The sequence below is a fragment of the Bacillus sp. jun7 genome, from assembly GCF_051034795.1.
In the GTDB taxonomy this organism is placed as follows: Bacteria; Bacillota; Bacilli; order Bacillales; family Bacillaceae; genus Bacillus; species Bacillus velezensis.
In genome coordinates, this window is the sequence record NZ_CP093219.1 from 3,813,046 (window position 1) to 3,835,140 (window position 22,095).

The window sequence follows — 22,095 nt, forward strand, 5'->3', positions numbered from 1 at the left end:
ATAAAGGTAAGAGAGGAATTAAGTACACATGAACAGACAAGAATTGATTGCAGAAGCATTAAAAGCACGGGACACAGCGTATGTGCCGTATTCAAATTTCAGAGTGGGAGCCGCTCTTCTTACCAAAGACGGAAAAGTGTACAGAGGCTGCAACATTGAAAATGCGGCATACAGCATGTGCAACTGTGCTGAACGCACGGCGATATTCAAAGCTGTTTCCGAGGGGGATACGGAATTTGCGATGCTCGCCGTGGCTGCGGATACTCCGGGACCGATTTCGCCGTGCGGAGCCTGCAGACAAGTAATTTCCGAGCTGTGCTCAAAGGATATGCTTGTTATTCTGACCAACTTACAAGGACAAATAAAAGAAATGACTGCGGAAGAATTATTGCCGGGCGCATTTTCATCGGAGGATTTACATGACGAACGAAAGCTTTAAATCAGGATTTGTATCTATCATCGGAAGACCGAACGTAGGAAAGTCTACCTTTTTAAACAGGGTCATCGGTCAAAAGATCGCCATCATGAGCGACAAACCCCAGACGACAAGAAATAAAGTCCAAGGGGTACTGACAACCGGCACGTCGCAGACTATTTTTATTGATACACCGGGCATTCACAAACCAAAGCACAAGCTTGGCGACTTTATGATGAAAGTGGCGCAGAATACGCTGAAAGAAGTTGACTTGGTGTTATTTATGATTAACGCCGAAGAAGGGTACGGAAAGGGCGACGAGTTTATCATTGAAAAGCTCGGACAGACGTCCACGCCGGTCTTTCTGATCGTAAACAAAATTGATAAGATCCACCCCGACCAGCTGCTTCTTTTAATTGATGAGTACCGTACGCGCTATCCGTTTAAAGAAATCGTGCCGATCTCAGCTTTGGAAGGGAACAACGTCGAAACCCTTCTCGCGCAGATTGAAGCGTATTTACCGGAAGGGCCTCAGTTCTATCCGAGCGATCAGGTGACTGACCATCCCGAGCGGTTCATTATTTCTGAACTGATCAGGGAAAAGGTGCTCCATCTGACAAGGGAAGAAGTGCCGCACAGCATCGCTGTCGCTATCGAGTCCATTAAAGGGCAGGAGAACGGCTCCGTCCATGTCGCCGCCACCATTGTGGTCGAGCGGGATTCTCAAAAAGGGATCGTCATCGGGAAAAAAGGAGCGCTTCTGAAAGAAGTCGGCAAAAGAGCGCGGGCTGATATTGAAGCGCTGCTGGGTTCACGCGTTTACCTCGAATTATGGGTGAAAGTGCAGAAGGACTGGCGGAATAAAATGTCTCAGCTGCGTGATTTCGGCTTCAAAGAGGATGAATATTAATTCATCTAAAGCGCATGCCTGATGTGTGGGATTACCTCACAGAAACAGGGTTTCGTTAGCAAAATTTGTTTAACATGAAAAGGAGGACATCAGGTCAAGATAAGGGTAAGAATTTGGATTGGCAAGCTAGTTTAATGATGAAAGGTGGGTTTTTTGTGTTGAATTTTACCTGGAACGTATTTTCTCAAACAGGAAGTGTTGATACGTACCTTCTTTTTAAAGAACTGGAAAAAGAGAACCTGGAAAGACCCGAAGAACCGGAAGATGAGCTAGCCCGAATTGATTTTCCAATTTTGTAAACCTCTTGGCCCCTCCCGTTGTTGGAAGGTGCGGAAATGCTGACTAAATGTGAAGGAATCGTGCTCCGTACGAATGACTACGGGGAGACGAATAAAATCGTGACATTGCTGACGAGGGAACACGGCAAAATCGGCGTCATGGCAAGGGGCGCCAGGAAGTCAGCCAGCCGGCTGTCAGCAGTCAGCCAGCCGTTTTTGTACGGATCATTTTTAATGCAAAGAACATCCGGACTCGGCACGCTCCAGCAGGGTGAAATGATTCTCAGCATGAGAACGATCAGAGAAGATTTATTTTTGACGGCGTATGCCGCTTTTATCGCTGAACTCACTGACAAAGGAACGGAAGAGAAGAAACCGAACCCCTATTTATTCGAATTGATTCTCGAATCCTTTAAGAGGCTGAATGACGGGACTGACCCGGACGTGATCACCTTCATCGTGCAGATGAAAATGCTCGGCGTCATGGGGCTGTATCCGGAGCTGAATCATTGTGTCCACTGCAAAAGCGGGGAAGGGACGTTTCATTTTTCGATAAGAGATAACGGTTTTATCTGCCACCGCTGCTTTGAAAAGGATCCGTACAGAGTTCCGATTTCGCCGCAAACGGCTAGGCTGCTAAGGCTTTTTTATTACTTTGATATCGGAAGGCTCGGCAGCGTCTCGTTAAAACAGGAAACCAAAAACGAAATTAAACAGGTCATTGATCTGTATTACGAGGAATATTCAGGACTTTATTTAAAGTCAAAACGGTTTTTAGACCAGATGGAAAGCATGAAGAACCTTTTGGATGAAAACAAAAGTTGACATTCTGCCCATCTTTTTATATGATCATTTATTATAAAATATGTTGCAGTGACAGAAAGAAGTACTTGCGTCCAACTCATACAAGCGACCTTAGGACAGTGTAAGCTAAGGATGAGCGCGCAACGAAAGGCATTCTCGAGCAACCCTTTAAAAAGAGGCTGAGTGATTCACATCCTCAGCAACTAGGGTGGAACCGCGGGAGAACTCTCGTCCCTATGTTTGCGGCCGGCAAGCATAGAGACGGGAGTTTTTTGGTTGCCGCCGCACTTGTAAAAGAATGGAGAAAGTGGAGGTGCTTGAAATGAACATTCAAGATATGATTTTAACCTTGCAGAAGCACTGGTCGAATGAAGGCTGTGTGCTCATGCAGTCGTATGATGTGGAGAAAGGCGCAGGCACAATGAGCCCGTATACATTTTTACGAAGCATCGGGCCGGAGCCGTGGAGAGTGGCTTACGTTGAGCCGTCCAGACGGCCTGCGGACGGACGGTACGGTGAAAACCCGAACAGGCTCTATCAGCATCACCAATTCCAAGTCATTATTAAGCCGTCGCCTGATAACATTCAAGAGCTTTACCTTGATTCATTGCGTGCGCTCGGCATTGACCCGCTTGAACATGATATCCGTTTCGTAGAAGACAACTGGGAAAACCCGTCTTTAGGCTGTGCAGGTCTCGGCTGGGAAGTATGGCTTGACGGGATGGAAATTACTCAGTTTACATATTTCCAGCAGGTGGGCGGAATTGAATGTAAACCGGTGTCCGTTGAGATCACATATGGTATTGAACGTCTCGCGTCATATATTCAGGATAAAGAAAACGTCTTTGATCTTGAATGGACGTCAGGATTTACTGTGAAAGATTTATTTATGATGGCTGAATACGAGCATTCCGTTTATACTTTTGAAACATCTGACGTGGATATGCTTTTCCATTTGTTCAGCACCTATGAAAAAGAAGCGATCAGACAAATGGATAACGGGCTTGTGCATCCGGCCTATGATTATGTGCTGAAATGCTCTCACACATTTAATCTGCTTGATGCAAAAGGCGCGATCTCGGTGACAGAGCGGACGGGATATATCGGCCGTGTCCGCAACTTAGCGAGAAAAGTGGCAAAAACGTATTATGAAGAACGGGAAAAATTAGGGTTCCCAATGCTTAAAGAGGAGGGCTCTTCCCATGAGTAAACAAGACTTGCTTTTAGAGATCGGACTCGAGGAAATGCCGGCGCGGTTTTTACATGACAGCATAGTGCAGCTCGGTGAAAAGCTGACCGGCTGGCTTGCTGAAAAAAATATCGCCCACGGCGAAGTGAAACTTTTTAATACGCCGAGACGTCTGGCAGTATATATAAAAGACGTAGCAGAAAAACAGGCTGATATTCAGGAAGAAGCAAAAGGCCCTGCGAAAAAAATCGCTCTGGATGCTGACGGAAACTGGACAAAAGCCGCTATCGGATTTTCAAAAGGCCAAGGCGCCGGAGTGGATGACCTGTATATAAAAGATGTAAACGGCACGGAATATGTCTTCGTTCAAAAATTCCAGGCGGGACAAGAGACGAAGACACTTTTACCGCAGCTGGAAAATTTGATTGCCGGAATGCATTTTCCGAAAAACATGCGCTGGGGCACGCAGGATCTGCGCTATATCCGTCCGATCAAATGGATTGCCGCCCTCTTTGGAAAAGACGTCATTCCGTTTGAAATCACAAATGTCGAGACGGGCCGGAACACGCAGGGACACCGCTTTCTCGGCCAAGAAGTATCTGTTGATGCGCCGTCATCATACGAAAAGCTGCTGAAAGAACAAAGCGTCATTGCTGACCCGAAAGAACGCAAACAAATGATCCAAAGCCAGCTGGATGCGCTTGCGGCCAAGAAGAAATGGAACATTCCGGTCGATGAGGATCTGCTGAACGAAGTCAACCATCTGGTGGAATATCCGACGGCGCTTTACGGATCTTTTGAATCCGAGTTTCTTTCTATCCCTGAAGAAGTGCTCGTGACAACAATGAAAGAGCATCAGCGCTACTTCCCGGTAAAAGATGAAAACGGGAATCTGCTTCCTCATTTTATTACGGTGCGAAACGGGAACAGCCATGCAATTGAAAATGTTGCCCGCGGAAACGAGAAAGTGCTGAGAGCAAGGCTTTCAGATGCTGCGTTCTTCTACAAAGAAGACCAAAAGCTGAACATTGATGAAAACGTGAAGAAACTGGAAAATATCGTTTTCCATGAAGAGCTCGGCTCCCTCGGGGATAAAGTGAGAAGAGTGGTCACCATTGCGGGCAAACTTGCCGTCCGCCTGAAAGCGGATGAACAGACGCAAAAACTTGTGAAGCGCGCCGCAGAGATTTCTAAATTTGACCTGGTTACACATATGATCTATGAGTTCCCTGAGCTTCAAGGCGTGATGGGAGAAAAATATGCGCGCATGCTCGGTGAAGATGAAGCCGTCGCTGCCGCTGTCAATGAGCACTATATGCCGAGAGCGGCCGGGGGAGAAGTGCCTTCAACCTTTACCGGCGCGGTCGTGGCGTTAGCTGATAAACTGGACACGATTGCTTCCTTCTTCAGCATTGACGTAATTCCGACAGGTTCTCAGGATCCGTACGGATTGCGCCGTCAGGCAAGCGGCATTGTTTCCATTCTGATCGACCGCAACTGGGGCATTTCTTTTAAAGAACTGCTGTCGTTGACAGAAACGGAAAAAGAAAATGAGCTCCTTGATTTCTTTACACAGCGTCTGAAATACGTCTTAAACGCTGAAGACATCCGTCATGACGTTATTGAAGCCGTTCTGGACAGCACAGAACTTGAGCCGTATGCAGCCGTTCATAAGGCAAGAGTGCTTGAGAAGCACCTCGGCACACCCGGCTTTAAAGAAACGGCTGAATCACTCGGCCGGGTTATCTCCATCAGCAAAAAAGGCGAGAGCCGCGATATCAAGCCGGATCTGTTTGAAAATGAACAGGAGAAAAAGCTGTTTGACGCTTATGAAAAAACAAAAGACAGTGTCGCGGAAAGCTTTGCCTCCAAAAACTATGAACAGGCGCTTGCCGTGCTCAGCGGATTAAAAGAGCCGATCGAAGATTACTTTAATCACACGATGGTAAATGCGGACGATGAAGCATTAAAAACCAACCGTTTAGCGCAAATGACCGCTCTTGCAGATGTGATCAAGTCTTTTGCTAATATGAATCATCTTATTGTAAAATAAAGAAAAAGACGGTTGCTGTGTGATCGGCAATCGTCTTTTCCCCTTTTACATAAACATCACAGAATGAAAACATAGATAAAGAAACCCTTCCATAAAGGTGGTGAGTACGATCGAATTAAATAAACGGCAAGAACAAATTTTACAGATTGTAAAGGAAAACGGCCCGATTACCGGAGAGCATATCGCAGAGCAGCTCAATTTAACGAGGGCCACGCTGCGGCCGGACTTGGCCATACTCACCATGTCAGGCTTCTTAGAGGCCCGTCCGCGGGTCGGTTATTTTTATACGGGGAAAACGGGAAATCAGCTGCTTGCGGATAAATTGAAAAAGCTGCAAGTGAAAGATTTTCAATCGATCCCTGTTGTCATCAATGAAAATGTCTCGGTATACGATGCCATCTGCACCATGTTTTTAGAAGATGTCGGCACGTTATTTGTCGTAGATCGTGATGCTGTCTTAGTCGGTGTGCTGTCACGCAAAGATTTGCTGCGGGCGAGCATCGGCCAGCAGGAACTTGCCTCAATACCGGTTCATATTATCATGACAAGAATGCCGAATATCGCCGTCTGCCGGCGTGATGATTATGTGATGGACATCGCCAAGTATTTAATTGAAAAACAGATCGATGCCCTGCCCGTTATTAAAGATACGGATAAAGGCTTTGAGGTCATCGGCCGGTTTACCAAAACGAATATGACTAAGATACTTGTCAGTTTATCAGAAAATGAAATCATATAAGCTTGAAAACTAACGGGGGGATAACATGGACAATCGCATCATTTATGTAGTATCAGACTCAGTCGGAGAAACCGCCGAACTCGTTGTAAAAGCCTCGCTCAGCCAGTTTAACGGCTCAGCCGATGATACGCATATCAGAAGAATACCTTATGTGGAAGATATCGGCACCATTAATGAAGTCGTGTCTCTCGCCAAAGCGGACGGCGGCATTATTTGTTTTACGCTCGTTGTTCCTGAAATGCGCAAATACCTGGTTGAACAAGCGGAAAAAGCGAATGTGCTGTATTACGATATTATCGGTCCGCTCATCGATAAAATGGAATCGGCTTACGGTCTGACCGCCAAATATGAGCCCGGCCGCGTCCGCCAGCTTGATGAAGATTATTTCAAAAAGGTCGAGGCGATCGAGTTTGCCGTCAAATATGACGATGGCAGAGATCCAAGAGGCATTTTAAAAGCCGATATCATCCTGCTCGGAGTATCCAGAACGTCTAAAACCCCATTATCACAATATCTTGCCCATAAGCGTCTGAAAGTGGCCAATGTGCCGATCGTTCCTGAGGTCGATCCGCCGGAAGAACTGTTCAGCGTTGATCCGAAAAAATGTATCGGCTTAAAAATCAGCCCTGATAAACTGAACCATATACGTAAAGAACGGTTAAAATCTCTCGGCTTAAATGACAAAGCCATTTACGCCAATATCAACAGAATTAAAGAAGAGCTGGAGTATTTTGAGAAAATCGTGGACCGGATCGGCTGCCAAGTCGTTGACGTTTCGAATAAAGCAGTCGAAGAAACAGCGAACATCATTCATCATCTCAAAACAAAGGGCCGATAACTCAGGACGCTTTATCCTGGGTTTTTGGGTATGCAAATAGGGAATAAACAAAAAGGATGGCATCTTCGCGAAGTTTGTATTATAATAAAAAATTGTGATAAAATGTTTATTTTTAGGTTTAAGCTTCGTGTGATACGAATAAACTATTATGGGTAAGATGTCAAGAATAACTCCCGGAAATTTTTCGACAAAGCTCAAAATAGATCCGCAGTCATGGAGCATATGCGATTTCGCTTGTTTTTATGCAGGAGATTGATGGAGGGATGGAGAATTAGTCTTCTAAATGAAAAAGAAAAGACGATTTTTGTCGATGCAGACGCATGCCCCGTAAAAGAGGAAATAATGCTCATTGCATCGCAATTCAGCGTTCGGGTTATTTTCGTCGCATCATTTGAACACTACCAGCTTTCCAGAAGCAAAGACGAGAACTGGGTATACGTTGATCCTCATAAAGAAGCGGCAGATTTATATATCGCAAACCATGTGAGATCGGGAGACGTCGTAGTCACGCAGGATATCGGTTTAGCATCTCTTTTGCTGAACAGAAATATTGCCGTCTTATCGGAAAGGGGCCGTTCTTATACTGAAGACACGATTGACTTCGCTCTGATGAGCCGTCATATGTCAGGCAAAATGAGAAGAAGCGGCATTCATTCCAAAGGACCTAAAAAATTAAATAAAGAAGATCGGAATCGATTTGTTACCCTGCTTAAAAAAATCCTGTCGAATGATGAAGGGATTTCAAATCAAAACATCGAATAATGTACGACGGAGTGTTATAAGATGGGAAACCGCATACCAGATGAAGTAGTTAATCAGGTGCAGCAGTCAGCAGACATTGTTGAAGTCATAGGTGATTATGTCCAATTGAAAAAGCAAGGCCGCAACTACTTTGGGCTCTGTCCGTTTCACGGGGAAAACACGCCCTCGTTTTCCGTCTCCAGCGATAAGCAGATCTTTCATTGCTTCGGATGCGGAGCGGGCGGGAACGTTTTCTCTTTCTTACGGCAGATGGAAGGCTATTCATTTACGGAAGCTGTTTCTCACCTTGCGGATAAATATCAGATTGATTTCCCTGATGATATAACGATTCACTCTGCATCCAGGCCGGAATCTTCCGGAGAGCAGAAGATGGCGGAAGCCCACGAGCTTCTGAAGAAATTTTACCATCATTTGCTAATAAATACAAAGGAAGGCCAGGAAGCGTTAGATTACCTTTTATCAAGGGGTTTTACGAAAGAGCTCATAGATGAGTTTGAAATCGGCTACGCGCTGGATTCCTGGGATTTCATGACGAAATTCTTGAAAAAGCGCGGTTTTGAGGAAGAACTGATGGAAAAAGCGGGTCTGCTGATCAGAAGGGAAGACGGCAGCGGGTATTTTGACCGTTTCAGAAACAGAATTATGTTTCCCATTCATGATCACCACGGAGCCGTGGCGGCTTTTTCAGGAAGGGCGCTCGGAAGCCAGCAGCCGAAGTATATGAACAGCCCGGAAACGCCGCTGTTTCATAAATCTAAGCTGCTGTATAACTTTCATAAGGCGCGCCTGCCGATCAGGAAAGAGGAGAGAGCCGTTCTGTTTGAAGGCTTCGCTGACGTCATATCCGCCGTCAGCTCAGGCGTAAAAGAAAGTATCGCCACAATGGGGACGTCGCTCACCGAAGAGCATGTGAAAATCCTCAGAAGAAATGTTCAGGAGGTCATTCTCTGCTACGATTCGGATAAAGCCGGGTACGAAGCTACGCTGAAAGCGGCCGGCCTGCTCCAGAAAGCCGATTGTAAGGTAAGAGTAAGCATGCTGCCTGACGGGCTTGATCCTGATGATTATATCAGAACCCGGGGCGGAGAAAAATTCCGGACCGATATCATTGATGCAAGCGTTACGGTCATGGCTTTTAAAATGCAATATTTCCGCAAAGGGAAAAACTTATCTGACGAAGGAGACCGGCTCGCTTACATGAAAGAAGTGCTGAAAGAAATCAGCGCTCTTTCCGGGTCGCTTGAGCAGGAAATGTATGTGAAGCAGCTCGCCTCTGAATTTTCTCTTTCGGTAGAATCTTTGACGGAACAGCTTTCCATCTACGCCAGACAAAACGCCCCCGGCGACAAAAACGCCGAACCGCAGACAAGACGGGCCCGGGTGACGACAAAAGCGAAACGGCGCCGTCTCCGTCCCGCATATGAGAACGCGGAAAGACTTCTGCTCGCTCATATGCTGAGAGACCGAAACGTCATAAAGAAAGTGATTGAGCGTGTCGGCTTTGAATTTAACATTGACGGACATCGTGCGCTGGCAGCATACCTGTACGCTGTTTATGAAGAGGGTGCTGACATGACGCCGCAGCATCTTATGGCGAGAATGCAGGATGAGGAAATCAGCCAGCTGCTTTCAGATATAGGGATGCTCCAAGTAAACGAGGAGCTCTCAGAGGCCGAGTTATCCGATTACGTAAAAAAAGTGTTGGATCACCGAAAATGGTCAATGATAAAGGAAAAAGAAGCAGAAAGAGCGGATGCGGAGAGGCAGAAAGACTTCGTGAAAGCTGCGTCTCTGGCTCAAGAAATTGTTGCATTGAACCGATCATTAAAGTAACACCAAAAAGAGGCTTGCGTTCTGATTGGCAATGATTCCTTGCGGAGGAGCAAATAGATCGCTTAACCTCATCATGAATTGTCATTTATTATCCGCAGCCCTGCATGCTGAAAAAGAGAGAAGGCTTCCGGGGCGGATAAGAAACATACCGCTTTTAGAATTCGTTGCAAGCTTTGGAAGGAGGGATCCATAATGGCTGATAAACAAACCCACGAAACAGAAACAGAACTTACATTAGACCAGGTAAAAGAGCAGCTTACTGAAACTGGAAAAAAACGTGGTGTTTTAACATATGAAGAAATTGCTGAACGCATGTCCAGCTTTGAAATTGAATCAGACCAAATGGATGAGTATTATGAATTTTTAGGAGAACAAGGTGTTGAATTAATTAGTGAAAATGAAGAAACGGAAGATCCTAATATTCAACAGCTTGCCAAAGCCGAAGAAGAATTTGACCTTAATGACCTCAGCGTACCGCCTGGCGTAAAGATCAATGATCCAGTCCGCATGTACCTTAAGGAAATCGGACGGGTAAATCTTCTTTCTGCTAAAGAAGAAATCACCTACGCTCAAAAAATTGAAGAGGGTGACGAGGAATCTAAACGCAGACTGGCTGAAGCAAACCTTCGTTTAGTTGTCAGCATTGCTAAACGGTATGTCGGCCGCGGCATGCTTTTCTTAGACTTGATCCAAGAAGGAAACATGGGTCTCATGAAAGCCGTTGAGAAGTTTGACTACCGTAAAGGATATAAATTCAGTACGTATGCGACTTGGTGGATCAGACAGGCGATTACACGCGCCATCGCTGACCAGGCGAGAACAATCCGTATCCCGGTTCATATGGTGGAAACCATCAACAAATTAATCCGGGTGCAGCGTCAGCTTCTTCAGGATCTTGGCAGAGAGCCGACACCGGAAGAGATTGCTGAAGACATGGATCTTACGCCTGAAAAAGTCCGTGAAATATTAAAAATTGCTCAAGAGCCAGTTTCTTTAGAAACGCCGATCGGTGAAGAAGACGACTCACATCTCGGTGATTTCATCGAAGACCAGGAAGCGACATCTCCGTCGGATCATGCGGCATATGAGCTTTTAAAAGAACAGCTGGAAGATGTGCTGGATACGTTGACAGATCGTGAAGAAAACGTGCTGCGTCTCCGTTTCGGTCTGGATGACGGACGCACAAGAACTTTAGAAGAAGTCGGCAAAGTGTTTGGAGTAACGAGAGAGCGTATTCGCCAAATTGAAGCAAAAGCGCTTCGTAAATTGAGACATCCGAGCAGAAGCAAACGTCTGAAGGATTTTCTCGAATAGAATGGAACGGGTCTTTTTGATCCGTTCTTTTTTATGTATAAGATATATGGATAATATACCTTTATTTTACTGGATAAGCATATGTTTTGCAAATGGGTTCGGAAAAAATGCGGCATGTCCTGAAAGAGGGAAAATGAGATAAGTTTATTTTATATTCTTTATTGTAAGCGTATACAATTCATTATACAATAGAATAAAGATAATTTTGTGATAAACAAAACAGTTATTTTTGCTTTTTGTATAAATTGTGAAATCAATGAAATTGCTGAGCAAGACCATTTACTTTTTGTAAAAATAAGTTAGAATTAGAAGTGTTTACATAGGGGGAGAATGAAAAAGGGGGATGGAGATATGAAGTGGAATCCGCTGATTCCTTTTTTGCTCATTGCAGTGCTGGGAATAGGGCTGACTTTCTTTTTAGCTGTAAAAGGCAATGGAGATGCGCATCAGATCGCAAGCGGCGGTGAAAGCAAAAATGCCGAGAAGGAAACTGCAAACGCTTCACCTGAAGAGATTTATAAAGCGAACTGTATCACCTGTCACGGGGAAAACTATGAAGGTGTGTCAGGGCCGAACTTAAAAGGCGTCGGCAAAAGAAAAGATGTCGCTGAGATTAAAACAAAAATTGAAAAAGGCGGCAACGGGATGCCCGCGGGCCTTGTGCCGGCCGAAAAGCTGGATGACATGGCAAAATGGGTTTCTGACATTAAATAAAGCCTTACCGGTCCCTATATAAAAGACATATGAAAAACTCTATCCGCCGCTTGGATTTCGGGCGGTTTTTTTATATGATAGTAAAGGAAAAAGAACCTGAGAAAAGTTGTGATATTGTGAATGAAATGAAGTTATCTAAAAGATTGCAGTCTGTGGCGGAATATATCCCTCCGGGTGCCCTGGTTGCTGATATCGGGTCAGACCACGCGTACCTCCCTTGCTATGCCGTTTTGAATCATTTGGCAAGCCGCGCAATCGCCGGTGAAATTACAGACGGACCGTTTCTATCCGCCAAACAGCAGGTGGAAAAACTGGACTTAAGCACTCTTATCTCCGTAAGGAAAGGTGACGGGCTGAGCGTCCTTGAAAAAGGAGAAGCCGGCGCCATTACGATCGCTGGCATGGGCGGAGCGCTGGTCGCTCATATTTTGGAGTCGGGAAAAACGAAATTGACGGGGCGTGAACGGCTGATTCTGCAGCCGAATATTCATGCCGTTCATATAAGAGAGTGGCTGTATCAGGAAGGTTATGAACTGCTTGATGAAGTGATTCTCGAAGAAGACGGAAAGTGTTATGAAATCCTCGTTGCGGAAACTGGCGACCGTGATGCGCCGTATCGGGACGTGCCGATGGCTGCAGGAATGCTTGCGGGTCCGTTTTTATTAAAAGAGAGGAACGAAGTGTTTCTTCGGAAATGGAGCCAGGAACTTAAGCATACTGAACAAATTTATGAACAGATCAGCCGCAGCGCAAAGCATGAAAATCATGAAAAATTAGCTGAATTGAAAGAGCGGATTTCTCTGCTGAAGGAGGTAATCGGACATGCCTAAACATGTGAACGGACAGGAAATCATCCAGCTGTTTGAACAATTTTCACCGAAGGCTTATGCGGTGGAAGGAGATAAAATCGGACTGCAGATCGGTACATTGAATAAGCCGGTGAAAAATGTCATGGTGACACTGGATGTTCTGGAACAAACGGTAGATGAAGCCATTGAGAAAAAAGTTGACTTAATTATCGCCCACCATCCGCCGATTTTTCGGCCGCTTAAACAGATCACCACTGATCAGCCGGGCGGAAGACTGATTGAGAAATGTATAAAGCATGATATTGCCGTATATGCGGCTCATACGAATCTTGATGTAGCGGACGGCGGTGTTAACGATCTGCTTGCCGAAGCTCTCGGTCTGACAGACACAGAAGTGCTCGTCCCGACATATTCGGACCCGATGAAAAAACTTGCCGTATACGTTCCGAAAGATTATGAAGAAGCTGTAAGAACCGCGCTCGGCAACGCCGGAGCGGGACATATCGGCAATTACAGCCATTGCGCGTTCTCTTCTGAGGGAATCGGGAGCTTTAAGCCGCTGGAGGGGGCAGACCCGTTTATCGGACAGACGGGAGAGCTGGAACTCGTCCATGAAGTGAGACTTGAGACCGTTTTTCCGGCAAGTATGGAGAAAACCGTCGTAAAAGCGCTGAAAAAAAGCCATCCGTATGAAGAGGTGGCGTATGATATTTATCCGGTGGAGCAGTCTCCGCTTGAAAAAGGCCTCGGCCGGATCGGAAAACTTCAGCAGGACATGACGCTTGAAGAGTTTGCTCTGTTTGTGAAAGAAAAGTTTGACGTTAACGGAGTCCGGATGGTCGGAGAGCGAAACAGCAAGGTGAAAAAAGTCGCGGTTCTTGGCGGCGACGGAAATAAATATATTAATCAGGCAAAGCGGAAAGGTGCAGATGTTTACGTGACGGGCGACCTTTATTTTCATGTAGCGCATGATGCGATGATGATGGGATTAAACGTCGTGGACCCGGGGCATTATGCTGAAAAGATCATGAGAAAAGGCACGGCTGAGAAGCTTACGGCAATGGCCGTAGAGAAAAACTATGACGTGCGCATTTTCGCTTCCGAAACAGATACAAACCCATTTACCTTCTTATAAAAAAAACTGAGGCCCCGGGCCTCAGTTTTTTATTTTTACTTTCGGAAGGATTTTTTTGAGCGGCACACTGTGTTCAAGCTGCCATGTCGATTCATCGTTGTGGTCAAACTGCTCTAAAAAGCGGATGACTTCCTTTGTAATCGGTGTCGGTGTTGATGCGCCCGCGGTAACGGCGACGGTATTGACGTCTTTCAGCCATTCGAGCTTCAGTTCACTGATGTCTCCGATTCGGTAGGCTTTTGTTCCGGCGATTTCTTCTGACACTTGAGCCAGCCTGTTGGAGTTATTGCTTTTCGGATCGCCGACAACAATGGTTAAGTCCGCTTTTTTTGCCTGCTCTGATACAGCTTCTTGACGAACCTGTGTGGCCAGGCAGATTTCCTGGTGGTATTCCACGTGCGGGTACTTTTCTTTGACTGATTCCATAATATCGTGGACGTCCCACTGGGACATTGTCGTTTGGTTTGTAACGATTAATTTCTCAGCCTGAATATCGAGATTTCTCACGTCTTCTTCTGTTTCAACGAGATGAACGATTTCAGGAGCGACGCCGACGGCTCCTTCAGGCTCGGGGTGGCCTTTTTTGCCGATGTATATGACGTGATAGCCTTCAGCTTTTACTTTTCGGATTAAGTCATGTGTTTTCGTGACGTCCGGGCATGTGGCGTCAATCGTAACAAGCCCTTTTTCCTCAGCGGCTTTTCTTACTTCCGGAGATACCCCGTGAGCTGTGAAAATAACGGTTCCTTTTTCCACCTTCTTTAAAATCTCCAGACGGTTTGTGCCGTCAAGCGTGTAAATGCCGTCTTCCTCAAACGCATCTGTGACATGCTTATTATGAACAATCATTCCGAGTATATATATAGGTCTTGGCAATGTTTTATCGAGTGACGCGTTTTTGGCTATGACCATGGCATCAACAACGCCGTAACAGTAGCCGCGCGGCGATATTTTGATAACGTCCAATGTAGATGTCCTCCTATCAAAAGTGAGTGTAGAGGCAATATAAAAAGCCGTAGTTAAACGGCTCAAATCTTGCATTCTTCTGATCTCATTATAGCTAATCTTTCGTGAGATATCAAAGAATGTTAAATATATAATTTCGGCTTTGATCTGCCCGATGTTCTTTTTGGACGCGGCTGTTCCGCTGATTCTGCCTGTGCGGCGTCTTTTTCTTTTGAAGCGGATGCTTTTTTTGACGTCTTCTTTGATGTTTTGGATGAGGCGTCTGATTTGTTTTCATCTTCTGTTTCATCTGTTTTTTCGGCTTCATCCTTTTTGTCCTGTTCGTCTGTTTCTTTTGTCTCGTCAGATTCATTCTCATCATCGCTGCTGCTTAATTGGCTGTAAAGCTTCATCATGGCGGGCAGACTCCGTACTAAAGGACCGTACTGCTGGATCATCGGCGTAACCTGCTGCGCCACGCCGAGCACCTTCTGAACGTTGCCGAGCATGCTCGACAGGGATGCCGGACTTGCCAGGTTCTGTATTCCCTGCAGTCCTGCACCTGCTCCTCCGCTGGCCGCCGGTGCAGACGCGGCTGCGCTTCCTCCTCCTGAACCGGGTAAAAAACGGGAAAGCATCCCTTTTAAGCCCCCTCCGCCGCCCGTGCCTGCGTTTCTCAGGCCCGCTCCGGCAATCTGCTGCTGAGGGAAAAGCTGCCGGCCCTGCTGCATCAGCTGCCGGCCCGGCAATGACGGTCTTCCTCCCATCCTCATACGCGGATTCATCAACGGCCGGCCCTGCTGCGCCATATTTCTCATCGGCTGCTGTGGAAACATACTTGTACCTCCTTTCTGTCTCTCTGCTATTACAATATGCATCGGAGGGGGCATTTGCTTTTCTGTCTCGAAAACAGGATTCCCCCAAGACATGGTGTTTTTAAATAAAATCGGTTATAATGTGATGATGGACACAGAATGTGCCGCTTTAAGGAGCTGGGAAAAATGAAAGAAACTAAATTTGATGGATACAACTTAAAACCGTTTATTATAGATGCAGTTCACCGCCTTGGTTTTTATGAACCGACAGATATTCAAAAGCGGCTGATACCTGCCGTACTGAAAAACGAAAGCGTGATCGGGCAGTCCCAGACGGGGACGGGGAAAACCCACGCCTATTTATTGCCAATTTTGAATCGGATTGATCCGGGTTCTGATACGGTGCAGGCTGTTATCACGGCGCCGACGAGAGAGCTTGCCAATCAGATTCATCAGGAAGCGCTCAAAATCACACAGGGTGCGGAAGATGAGCCGATCCGGACAAAATGCTTCATCGGCGGGACGGACAAGCAAAAATCAATTGATAAGCTGAAAACACAGCCTCATCTCGTCGTCGGAACGCCGGGCCGGATCGCGGATCTGATTAAGGCGCAGGCATTGAACGTCTATAAAGCGCAGTCTCTCGTCATTGACGAAGCTGATCTGATGCTTGACATGGGCTTTTTAGAAGACGTTGATTATATCGGATCGCGGATGCCGGAAGAACTTCAGATGCTTGTGTTCTCAGCTACGATTCCGGAAAAGCTGAAGCCGTTTTTGAAAAAGTATATGGAAAATCCGAAGTACGCGCATGTTGAGCCGAAAAGAATCACAGCCGAAAAGATTGAACATGTTTTGGTTCCTTCTAAACAGCGTGATAAAGACAAACTGCTTTTTGATATGATGTCTCATCTGAACCCTTATCTGGGCATTGTGTTTGCCAATACGAAAAACACGGCTGACCATATTGCGAAATACCTGACTGAAAAGGGCATGAGGATCGGTCTTCTGCACGGGGGATTAACGCCGCGTGAGCGTAAGAAGGTAATGAAGCAGATTAATGATCTGGAATTCACTTATGTCATTGCGACAGACCTTGCGGCAAGAGGAATTGACATTAAAGGCGTAAGCCACGTCATCAACTATGAGCTTCCGGACGATCTGGATTTTTATGTTCACCGCGTCGGGAGAACCGCACGCGCCGGTTCATCAGGCCAAGCACTGACCATTTATGAGCTTTCTGACGAAGATGCGCTCGTAAGACTCGAAAAGATGGGTATTGTGTTTGAATATGCGGAGCTTGTAAACGGCGAATGGAAGAAAGGCGATGACCGCCACCGCCGCAAAAATCGCAAAAAGACGGCAAATGAGGCTGACCAAATGGCGAAACGCCTTGTGAAAAAGCCGAAAAAAGTAAAGCCGGGCTATAAAAAGAAAATGAGCTACGAAATGGAAAAAATCAGAAAGAAGCAGAGAAGAAACCAATCTAACAGAGGAAAGTAGGGGGAATCGGGTTGCTGAAATTAGGCTCACACGTCTCAATGAGCGGAAAACATATGCTCCTTGCCGCAAGCAAGGAAGCCGTTTCATACGGGGCGAACACATTTATGATCTATACGGGCGCTCCCCAAAATACGCGCCGCAAAAAAATTGAAGACTTGAATATTGAAGCGGGCCGCGCCCATATGAAGGAAAACGGCATCGACGAGATTGTCGTGCATGCGCCGTACATCATTAACATCGGAAATACGACAAATCCGGCAACGTTTGAGCTGGGCGTTGATTTTCTGCGTTCTGAAATTGAAAGAACGGCAGCGATCGGCGCGAAACAGATCGTGCTTCATCCAGGAGCGCATGTCGGAGCCGGGGCTGAAACGGGCATCAAAAAAATCATTGAAGGTTTAAACGAAGTGATTGTTCCCGGTCAACACGTGCAGATTGCGCTGGAGACAATGGCGGGCAAAGGATCAGAATGCGGAAGAAGCTTTGAAGAGCTGGCCGAGATCATTTCGGGGGTTACGCATAATGAACATCTATCCGTCTGCTTTGACACTTGCCACACCCATGATGCAGGATATGATGTCGCCAATGATTTTGACGGCGTTCTTAACGAGTTTGATAAAATCGTCGGCATCGATCGGATAAAAGTCCTTCATGTGAATGACAGTAAAAATATTAAAGGCGCCCGGAAAGACCGCCATGAAAATATCGGGTTCGGAGAGATCGGTTTTGACGCTCTGCAGTACATCGTTCATCACGAGCAGCTTGCCGATATTCCGAAAATCCTCGAAACACCGTATGTAGGCGAAGACAAGAAAAATAAGAAGCCGCCGTACCGTTTTGAAATCGAAATGCTGAAAGAAAAGCAGTTTGATCAGGAGCTTCTTGAAAAAATATCAGCTCAATAAAAAAGGAGGGGGAATTGCCCTCCTTTTTTATCCTGAGAATTGATTGAAAAGTTCGTCAACTTTCCGAGCCGTTTCTTTTGAGGTTATCGTTTCCACTTTTTTCAGCAGGCGCAGCCGCTCCTGTTCATCAAAAATATTGATGTTTTTTCCGTGCATCAGAGCCGCTACCTCAGCCGCTTGACTTCTCGTAATGCTGATTCCGTATTGCTTGGAATATTTCAGAAGATCGTCCGCAGTGACTTGATTGAGCCGCTGCAAAATAATTCTTTGTATTAAAATCATCGATACTTTCACCTCTTTAGACATAATGTATTGAGCAAATCATTAAAATGTTACGGCTTTTAATGGTAAAATGAAGTTGCTTACTGTTTAAAATAGTTATTACAGGAAAGGAGATTTTATGACCCCAAATAAACAGCACAAAAGAGAATCATTTTTACACTTTATCTTCAGGGTCATCATGATTCTGATCGGGGCGGGTTCAGCCGCCGTAAGTATTGAATTGTTTCTGGTCCCTAATAATTTTATCGACGGAGGCATTATCGGTGTTTCATTAATTTTAGACCACCTCTTTATGTCCAATCCCCTCCTCAATTTCGCCTTATTCGTTGTGTTACTCAACATTCCATTTATGATTTTCGGATATAAATATATCGGAAAAACATTTCTCATCTCTACTGTTATCGGAATTGTCGGTTTAGCGCTGATTGAATCCTCCTTGCACCATGTGGAGGCCATTACGACCCAGCCTATTTTGGCGACGGTATTCGGCGGGCTTTTGCTCGGTTTCGGGGTAGGCCTTGTCATCCGAAACGGAGGCTCGATGGACGGTACTGAAATACTCGGTATCCTTCTCACAAAAAAGCTGCCCTTCTCAGTCGGAGAATTCGTTATGCTCATCAATGTGTTTATTTTTATTTGGGCCGGTTTTGTGTTCGGTCCGGAGCAGGCGATGTATTCTTTCATGACTTATTATATTGCCATGAAAACGATTGACGCCGTCATCCAGGGGCTTGATGAAACAAAAGCGGTCATTATTGTGGCAGATCAGTATGCGGAAATTTCAGATGCAATCTTGCATCGGCTTGGAAGGGGAACCACCAAGCTTCAGGGAAAAGGCGGATATACGGATGAATCCAAAGAAGTCATTTACGCGGTCGTGACAAGGCTTGAAGTGACTAAATTGAAATCCATTGTGTTTGAAATTGATAAAAACGCCTTTATTACGATCATGAATACCCATGAAACGAGGGGCGGTAAGTTCAAAACCGCGATTCACTAGGCTTTCATTTACTTTTCATCATTTTATAGGTATAATTTGATACATCATAAGAAAATGGCCTGCTGTTCAGACAGCTGCCATTTTCTTTTTGGAGCGATACCGTGTTGTAAAGGGGAGGTCCTCATGAACGTACAAGAAGCGTTGAACCTGCTGAAAGAAAAAGGGTATAAATATACGAGTAAGCGAGAAGACATGCTGCAGCTTTTTGCTGATTCTGATAAATATCTGACCGCCAAAAACGTGCTTGCCGCATTAAATGACGACTATCCGGGTCTGAGCTTTGATACCATATACAGAAATCTTTCGTTATATGAAGAACTCGGCATTTTGGAAACGACGGAGCTTTCCGGAGAAAAACTGTTCCGTTTTACATGCTCTTATACCCATCATCATCACCATTTTATCTGTTTAACCTGCGGGAAAACGAAGGAAATTGAGTCCTGTCCGATGGATAAGCTGCACGATGATTTGGAAGGGTATGAAATCAGCGGCCATAAGTTTGAAATTTACGGCACCTGTCCGGCGTGCCGATAAAAAACCTCCTGCTTATACAGGAGGTTTTTTTCAGCTTTTAACATGCTGAAAGCTGTGTTTGTTTTTATGAACCCAGGCGACGGCTTCAAGCCAATTCTGCACCCTGATAATATTGGAATCGATGGGGAGCTGATTATATGGGGAGTTAAAAAGGATAACCGGAATGCCTGCTTCTTTTGCGATCATTGTCGCGTTGCCGTGGTGATCTTCGAAAAATAAATCAATGCCGTGTTTTTTGACGGCTTCCACTTTGTGATGGCCTCCGACAAGCTCAATGTGATCGTAATGAATGTCCCGGTTTGCAAACCAGTCCAGCGTAACATCTTCTAAGTGGCCGCGTCTTGCCGTAATGTAGATAAGACGGTGCTCTTCTTTCAGTCCGTCCAGTGCCTGCTTGGCAAATTCCGCGAGCTTCGCTTCTTTATATATGGCTGCTTCATGAACGTTCATCCATTCCCAAAATTCCTCGTCTGTAATGTTCAAAAGCTTCGTCAGATCATAATCAGTCATATCATCCAAGGTAATGGAAAGATGAAATGAGCGGTTTAAATAAGGGACAAATGTATCCTGTGCCGTAACTGTGCCGTCAATATCTATACCTAACCGTAACATGTCCACACTCCTATAAATTCATCCCTTCAAGTGTAACATAAACAATTAACAATACCAGAAAAGTTTAGCAAACATGAATTCGTAAAAAACGCGGAAACTAAAAAAGCTCCTTTCATAAAAGAAAAAGGGGGAATTGAAGGTGGCATACGATTACGAAAATCGAAAAGGCAACGATTACTATGTAGATCATGGATCGGAAGGAACCGATATCACGCGTGATGTTTATTCAGAAGAAACAGCGGCCGAAATCTCAGAGCCATATCGTGCTTCTGACCGGGCAGCAGACCGTGATGATAATCGGGACGGAGTAAGTGAAGGCCGGGGGATAGGGTATGCAGCATTGGCTATTTCTATCATTTCCCTGTTTGTGCTCCCTGTTTTATTAGGGGCATGCGGCATTATCGTCGGCTATATCGCCAGAAGAAGAGGAGCAGGCGCTTTAGGCGGATGGGCGATGGGAATCGGTATTGTTTCCCTTGTGCTTGGCATCTTCATTACACCGTTTTTTTAACACAACGCAAAAAAAAGCTTGGCGGAATATCCGTCAAGCTTTTTGTGTTTCTTGTTCTGCTTTTGCTTTTTCTGCTTCAAGCTTTGCATAGTGTTCTTCTGCCAGCTTGTCGATTTCTTTTTTGAGCTCTTCGACCATTGTTTCTTCAGGGACTTTGCGGACGATTTGGCCTTTGCGGAAAAGAAGTCCTTCGCCGCGCGCGCCGGCAATCCCGATATCGGCTTCTCTTGCTTCTCCCGGTCCGTTAACGGCACATCCGAGAACCGCTACTTTAATCGGCGCTTTGACTTTAGAAATGTATTCTTCCACTTCATTTGCGATGCTGATGAGATCAATTTCGATCCGTCCGCATGTCGGGCATGAAATAAGCGTAGCCGCGTTTGAAGCGAGACCGAATGATTTCAGCAGTTCTCTGGCTACTTTCACTTCTTCAACCGGGTCGGCGCTCAGAGAGATCCGGAGCGTGTTTCCTATTCCTTTGCTTAAAATCGCTCCGAGTCCGGCCGCGCTTTTTACCGTTCCGGCAAACAGCGTGCCCGATTCTGTAATTCCGAGGTGAAGCGGATAATCAAATGCTTTTGACGCTTTTTCGTATGCTTCTATGGCGAGATTGACGTCAGAGGCTTTCATGCTGACGATGATGTCATGAAAGTCAAGGTCTTCCAGGATTTTGATATGATGAAGCGCACTCTCAACCATTCCGTCAGCAGTCGGATAGCCGTATTTTTCTAAAATACGCTTTTCCAAAGATCCCGCGTTTACGCCGATCCGGATCGGAATTCCTTTTTCTTTCGCCGCTTTTACGACGGCTTCCACTTTTTCGCGCCGGCCGATGTTACCCGGGTTGATTCTGATTTTGTCGGCCCCGCCCTCAATTGCTTTTAATGCAAGCTTGTAGTCAAAATGAATATCGACAACGAGAGGGATGGAAATTTGTTTTTTGATGTCGGCAATCGCGTTAGCAGCGCGTTCGTCCGGACATGCCACCCGGACAATTTGGCAGCCGGCTTCGGCTAAACGGTTGATTTCCGCAACTGTTGCTTCTACGTCGTGTGTTTTGGTCGTCGTCATACTCTGAATGACGACTTCGTTATTTCCGCCTATTGTTAAAGGTCCCACTTTGACGGGACGCGTTTTTGTACGATGTGTGATTTCACTCACTTGTCAATCGCTCCTTAATTGTAGTTACCGCTTT

Annotated in this window: 24 protein-coding genes; 19 read left to right on the forward strand and 5 right to left on the reverse strand. The window is 45.7% G+C overall.

What is annotated here, in order from left to right; translation table 11 throughout:
* The first annotated feature begins 28 nt into the window (after positions 1 to 28).
* From MJQ52_RS18995 to MJQ52_RS19060, 14 genes are all read left to right on the forward strand, one after another.
* A complete protein-coding gene (locus tag MJQ52_RS18995; protein WP_094247722.1) occupies positions 29 to 439 on the forward strand; it encodes a cytidine deaminase in 411 nt (136 codons plus the stop codon).
* The gene (gene era, locus MJQ52_RS19000) at positions 420 to 1,325 is read left to right on the forward strand and encodes a GTPase Era (RefSeq protein WP_007408285.1); all 906 of its coding nucleotides are present in this window, start codon (positions 420 to 422) and stop codon (positions 1,323 to 1,325) included. Before MJQ52_RS18995 ends, era begins: the two co-directional genes overlap by 20 nt.
* Positions 1,326 to 1,480: 155 nt before the next feature.
* Entirely contained in the window at positions 1,481 to 1,624 is a 144-nt protein-coding gene (locus MJQ52_RS19005; protein ID WP_007408286.1) for a YqzL family protein, read from the forward strand.
* 36 nt (positions 1,625 to 1,660) lie between these two features.
* Positions 1,661 to 2,428: a DNA repair protein RecO gene (gene recO, locus MJQ52_RS19010; RefSeq protein ID WP_003152982.1), complete on the forward strand. Its 768-nt coding sequence runs from the start codon at positions 1,661 to 1,663 to the stop codon at positions 2,426 to 2,428.
* Between the two features lie 301 nt (positions 2,429 to 2,729).
* The gene (gene glyQ, locus MJQ52_RS19015; RefSeq protein ID WP_003152984.1) at positions 2,730 to 3,617 is read left to right on the forward strand and encodes a glycine--tRNA ligase subunit alpha; all 888 of its coding nucleotides are present in this window, start codon (positions 2,730 to 2,732) and stop codon (positions 3,615 to 3,617) included.
* Complete coding sequence (glyS, locus tag MJQ52_RS19020; RefSeq protein WP_094247723.1) at positions 3,610 to 5,649, forward strand: glycine--tRNA ligase subunit beta; 2,040 nt, start codon at positions 3,610 to 3,612, stop codon at positions 5,647 to 5,649. The genes glyQ and glyS overlap by 8 nt, the downstream gene beginning before the upstream one ends.
* 100 nt (positions 5,650 to 5,749) lie before the next feature.
* Complete coding sequence (gene ccpN / locus MJQ52_RS19025; protein WP_003152989.1) at positions 5,750 to 6,388, forward strand: transcriptional regulator CcpN; 639 nt, start codon at positions 5,750 to 5,752, stop codon at positions 6,386 to 6,388.
* A gap of 25 nt (positions 6,389 to 6,413) precedes the next feature.
* Positions 6,414 to 7,226, forward strand: coding sequence for a pyruvate, water dikinase regulatory protein (locus tag MJQ52_RS19030; RefSeq protein ID WP_003152991.1), 813 nt, complete (start codon positions 6,414 to 6,416; stop codon positions 7,224 to 7,226).
* A 255-nt stretch (positions 7,227 to 7,481) separates the two neighbouring features.
* Complete coding sequence (locus tag MJQ52_RS19035; protein WP_014418404.1) at positions 7,482 to 7,988, forward strand: YaiI/YqxD family protein; 507 nt, start codon at positions 7,482 to 7,484, stop codon at positions 7,986 to 7,988.
* A 21-nt stretch (positions 7,989 to 8,009) separates the two neighbouring features.
* Positions 8,010 to 9,821: a DNA primase gene (dnaG, locus tag MJQ52_RS19040; RefSeq protein WP_007408290.1), complete on the forward strand. Its 1,812-nt coding sequence runs from the start codon at positions 8,010 to 8,012 to the stop codon at positions 9,819 to 9,821.
* A gap of 192 nt (positions 9,822 to 10,013) precedes the next feature.
* The gene (rpoD, locus tag MJQ52_RS19045) at positions 10,014 to 11,135 is read left to right on the forward strand and encodes an RNA polymerase sigma factor RpoD (protein WP_003152998.1); all 1,122 of its coding nucleotides are present in this window, start codon (positions 10,014 to 10,016) and stop codon (positions 11,133 to 11,135) included.
* 351 nt (positions 11,136 to 11,486) lie between these two features.
* A complete protein-coding gene (cccA, locus tag MJQ52_RS19050; protein WP_003152999.1) occupies positions 11,487 to 11,849 on the forward strand; it encodes a cytochrome c550 in 363 nt (120 codons plus the stop codon).
* A 125-nt stretch (positions 11,850 to 11,974) separates the two neighbouring features.
* Complete coding sequence (locus tag MJQ52_RS19055; protein ID WP_094247931.1) at positions 11,975 to 12,679, forward strand: tRNA (adenine(22)-N(1))-methyltransferase; 705 nt, start codon at positions 11,975 to 11,977, stop codon at positions 12,677 to 12,679.
* Entirely contained in the window at positions 12,672 to 13,793 is a 1,122-nt protein-coding gene (locus MJQ52_RS19060; RefSeq protein ID WP_094247724.1) for a Nif3-like dinuclear metal center hexameric protein, read from the forward strand. The genes MJQ52_RS19055 and MJQ52_RS19060 overlap by 8 nt, the downstream gene beginning before the upstream one ends.
* Before the next feature lie 21 nt (positions 13,794 to 13,814).
* On the opposite strand, the gene MJQ52_RS19065 is transcribed toward MJQ52_RS19060, so the two are convergent.
* Together MJQ52_RS19065 and vrrA are read right to left on the reverse strand one after the other, a co-directional pair.
* Entirely contained in the window at positions 13,815 to 14,759 is a 945-nt protein-coding gene (locus MJQ52_RS19065) for a 4-hydroxy-3-methylbut-2-enyl diphosphate reductase (protein ID WP_069473508.1), read from the reverse strand.
* A 122-nt stretch (positions 14,760 to 14,881) separates the two neighbouring features.
* The gene (vrrA, locus tag MJQ52_RS19070; RefSeq protein WP_094247725.1) at positions 14,882 to 15,574 is read right to left on the reverse strand and encodes a VrrA/YqfQ family protein; all 693 of its coding nucleotides are present in this window, start codon (positions 15,572 to 15,574) and stop codon (positions 14,882 to 14,884) included.
* 165 nt (positions 15,575 to 15,739) lie between these two features.
* Between vrrA and MJQ52_RS19075 the strand changes: the two genes are divergently transcribed.
* The gene (locus MJQ52_RS19075) at positions 15,740 to 17,056 is read left to right on the forward strand and encodes a DEAD/DEAH box helicase (RefSeq protein WP_017418162.1); all 1,317 of its coding nucleotides are present in this window, start codon (positions 15,740 to 15,742) and stop codon (positions 17,054 to 17,056) included.
* 11 nt (positions 17,057 to 17,067) lie between these two features.
* A complete protein-coding gene (locus MJQ52_RS19080; protein WP_094247726.1) occupies positions 17,068 to 17,961 on the forward strand; it encodes a deoxyribonuclease IV in 894 nt (297 codons plus the stop codon).
* A 27-nt stretch (positions 17,962 to 17,988) separates the two neighbouring features.
* Here MJQ52_RS19080 and MJQ52_RS19085 read toward each other — a convergent pair whose 3' ends face one another.
* Positions 17,989 to 18,243, reverse strand: coding sequence for a DUF2624 domain-containing protein (locus tag MJQ52_RS19085; protein WP_003153013.1), 255 nt, complete (start codon positions 18,241 to 18,243; stop codon positions 17,989 to 17,991).
* Between the two features lie 118 nt (positions 18,244 to 18,361).
* Here MJQ52_RS19085 and MJQ52_RS19090 point away from each other — a divergent pair, with 118 nt between their 5' ends.
* On the forward strand, positions 18,362 to 19,243 hold the full coding sequence (locus MJQ52_RS19090; RefSeq protein ID WP_003153016.1) for a YitT family protein: 882 nt from the start codon (positions 18,362 to 18,364) through the stop codon (positions 19,241 to 19,243).
* A gap of 123 nt (positions 19,244 to 19,366) precedes the next feature.
* Entirely contained in the window at positions 19,367 to 19,777 is a 411-nt protein-coding gene (locus MJQ52_RS19095) for a Fur family transcriptional regulator (protein ID WP_003153018.1), read from the forward strand.
* Between the two features lie 30 nt (positions 19,778 to 19,807).
* On the opposite strand, the gene MJQ52_RS19100 is transcribed toward MJQ52_RS19095, so the two are convergent.
* Complete coding sequence (locus MJQ52_RS19100) at positions 19,808 to 20,389, reverse strand: hypothetical protein (protein ID WP_094247727.1); 582 nt, start codon at positions 20,387 to 20,389, stop codon at positions 19,808 to 19,810.
* A 133-nt stretch (positions 20,390 to 20,522) separates the two neighbouring features.
* On the opposite strand from MJQ52_RS19100, the gene MJQ52_RS19105 reads away from it, so the two are divergent.
* Positions 20,523 to 20,900: a DUF308 domain-containing protein gene (locus MJQ52_RS19105; protein ID WP_087920773.1), complete on the forward strand. Its 378-nt coding sequence runs from the start codon at positions 20,523 to 20,525 to the stop codon at positions 20,898 to 20,900.
* 33 nt (positions 20,901 to 20,933) lie between these two features.
* Here MJQ52_RS19105 and ispG read toward each other — a convergent pair whose 3' ends face one another.
* Entirely contained in the window at positions 20,934 to 22,052 is a 1,119-nt protein-coding gene (ispG, locus tag MJQ52_RS19110) for a flavodoxin-dependent (E)-4-hydroxy-3-methylbut-2-enyl-diphosphate synthase (RefSeq protein ID WP_169510269.1), read from the reverse strand.
* Positions 22,053 to 22,095: the final 43 nt, after the last annotated feature.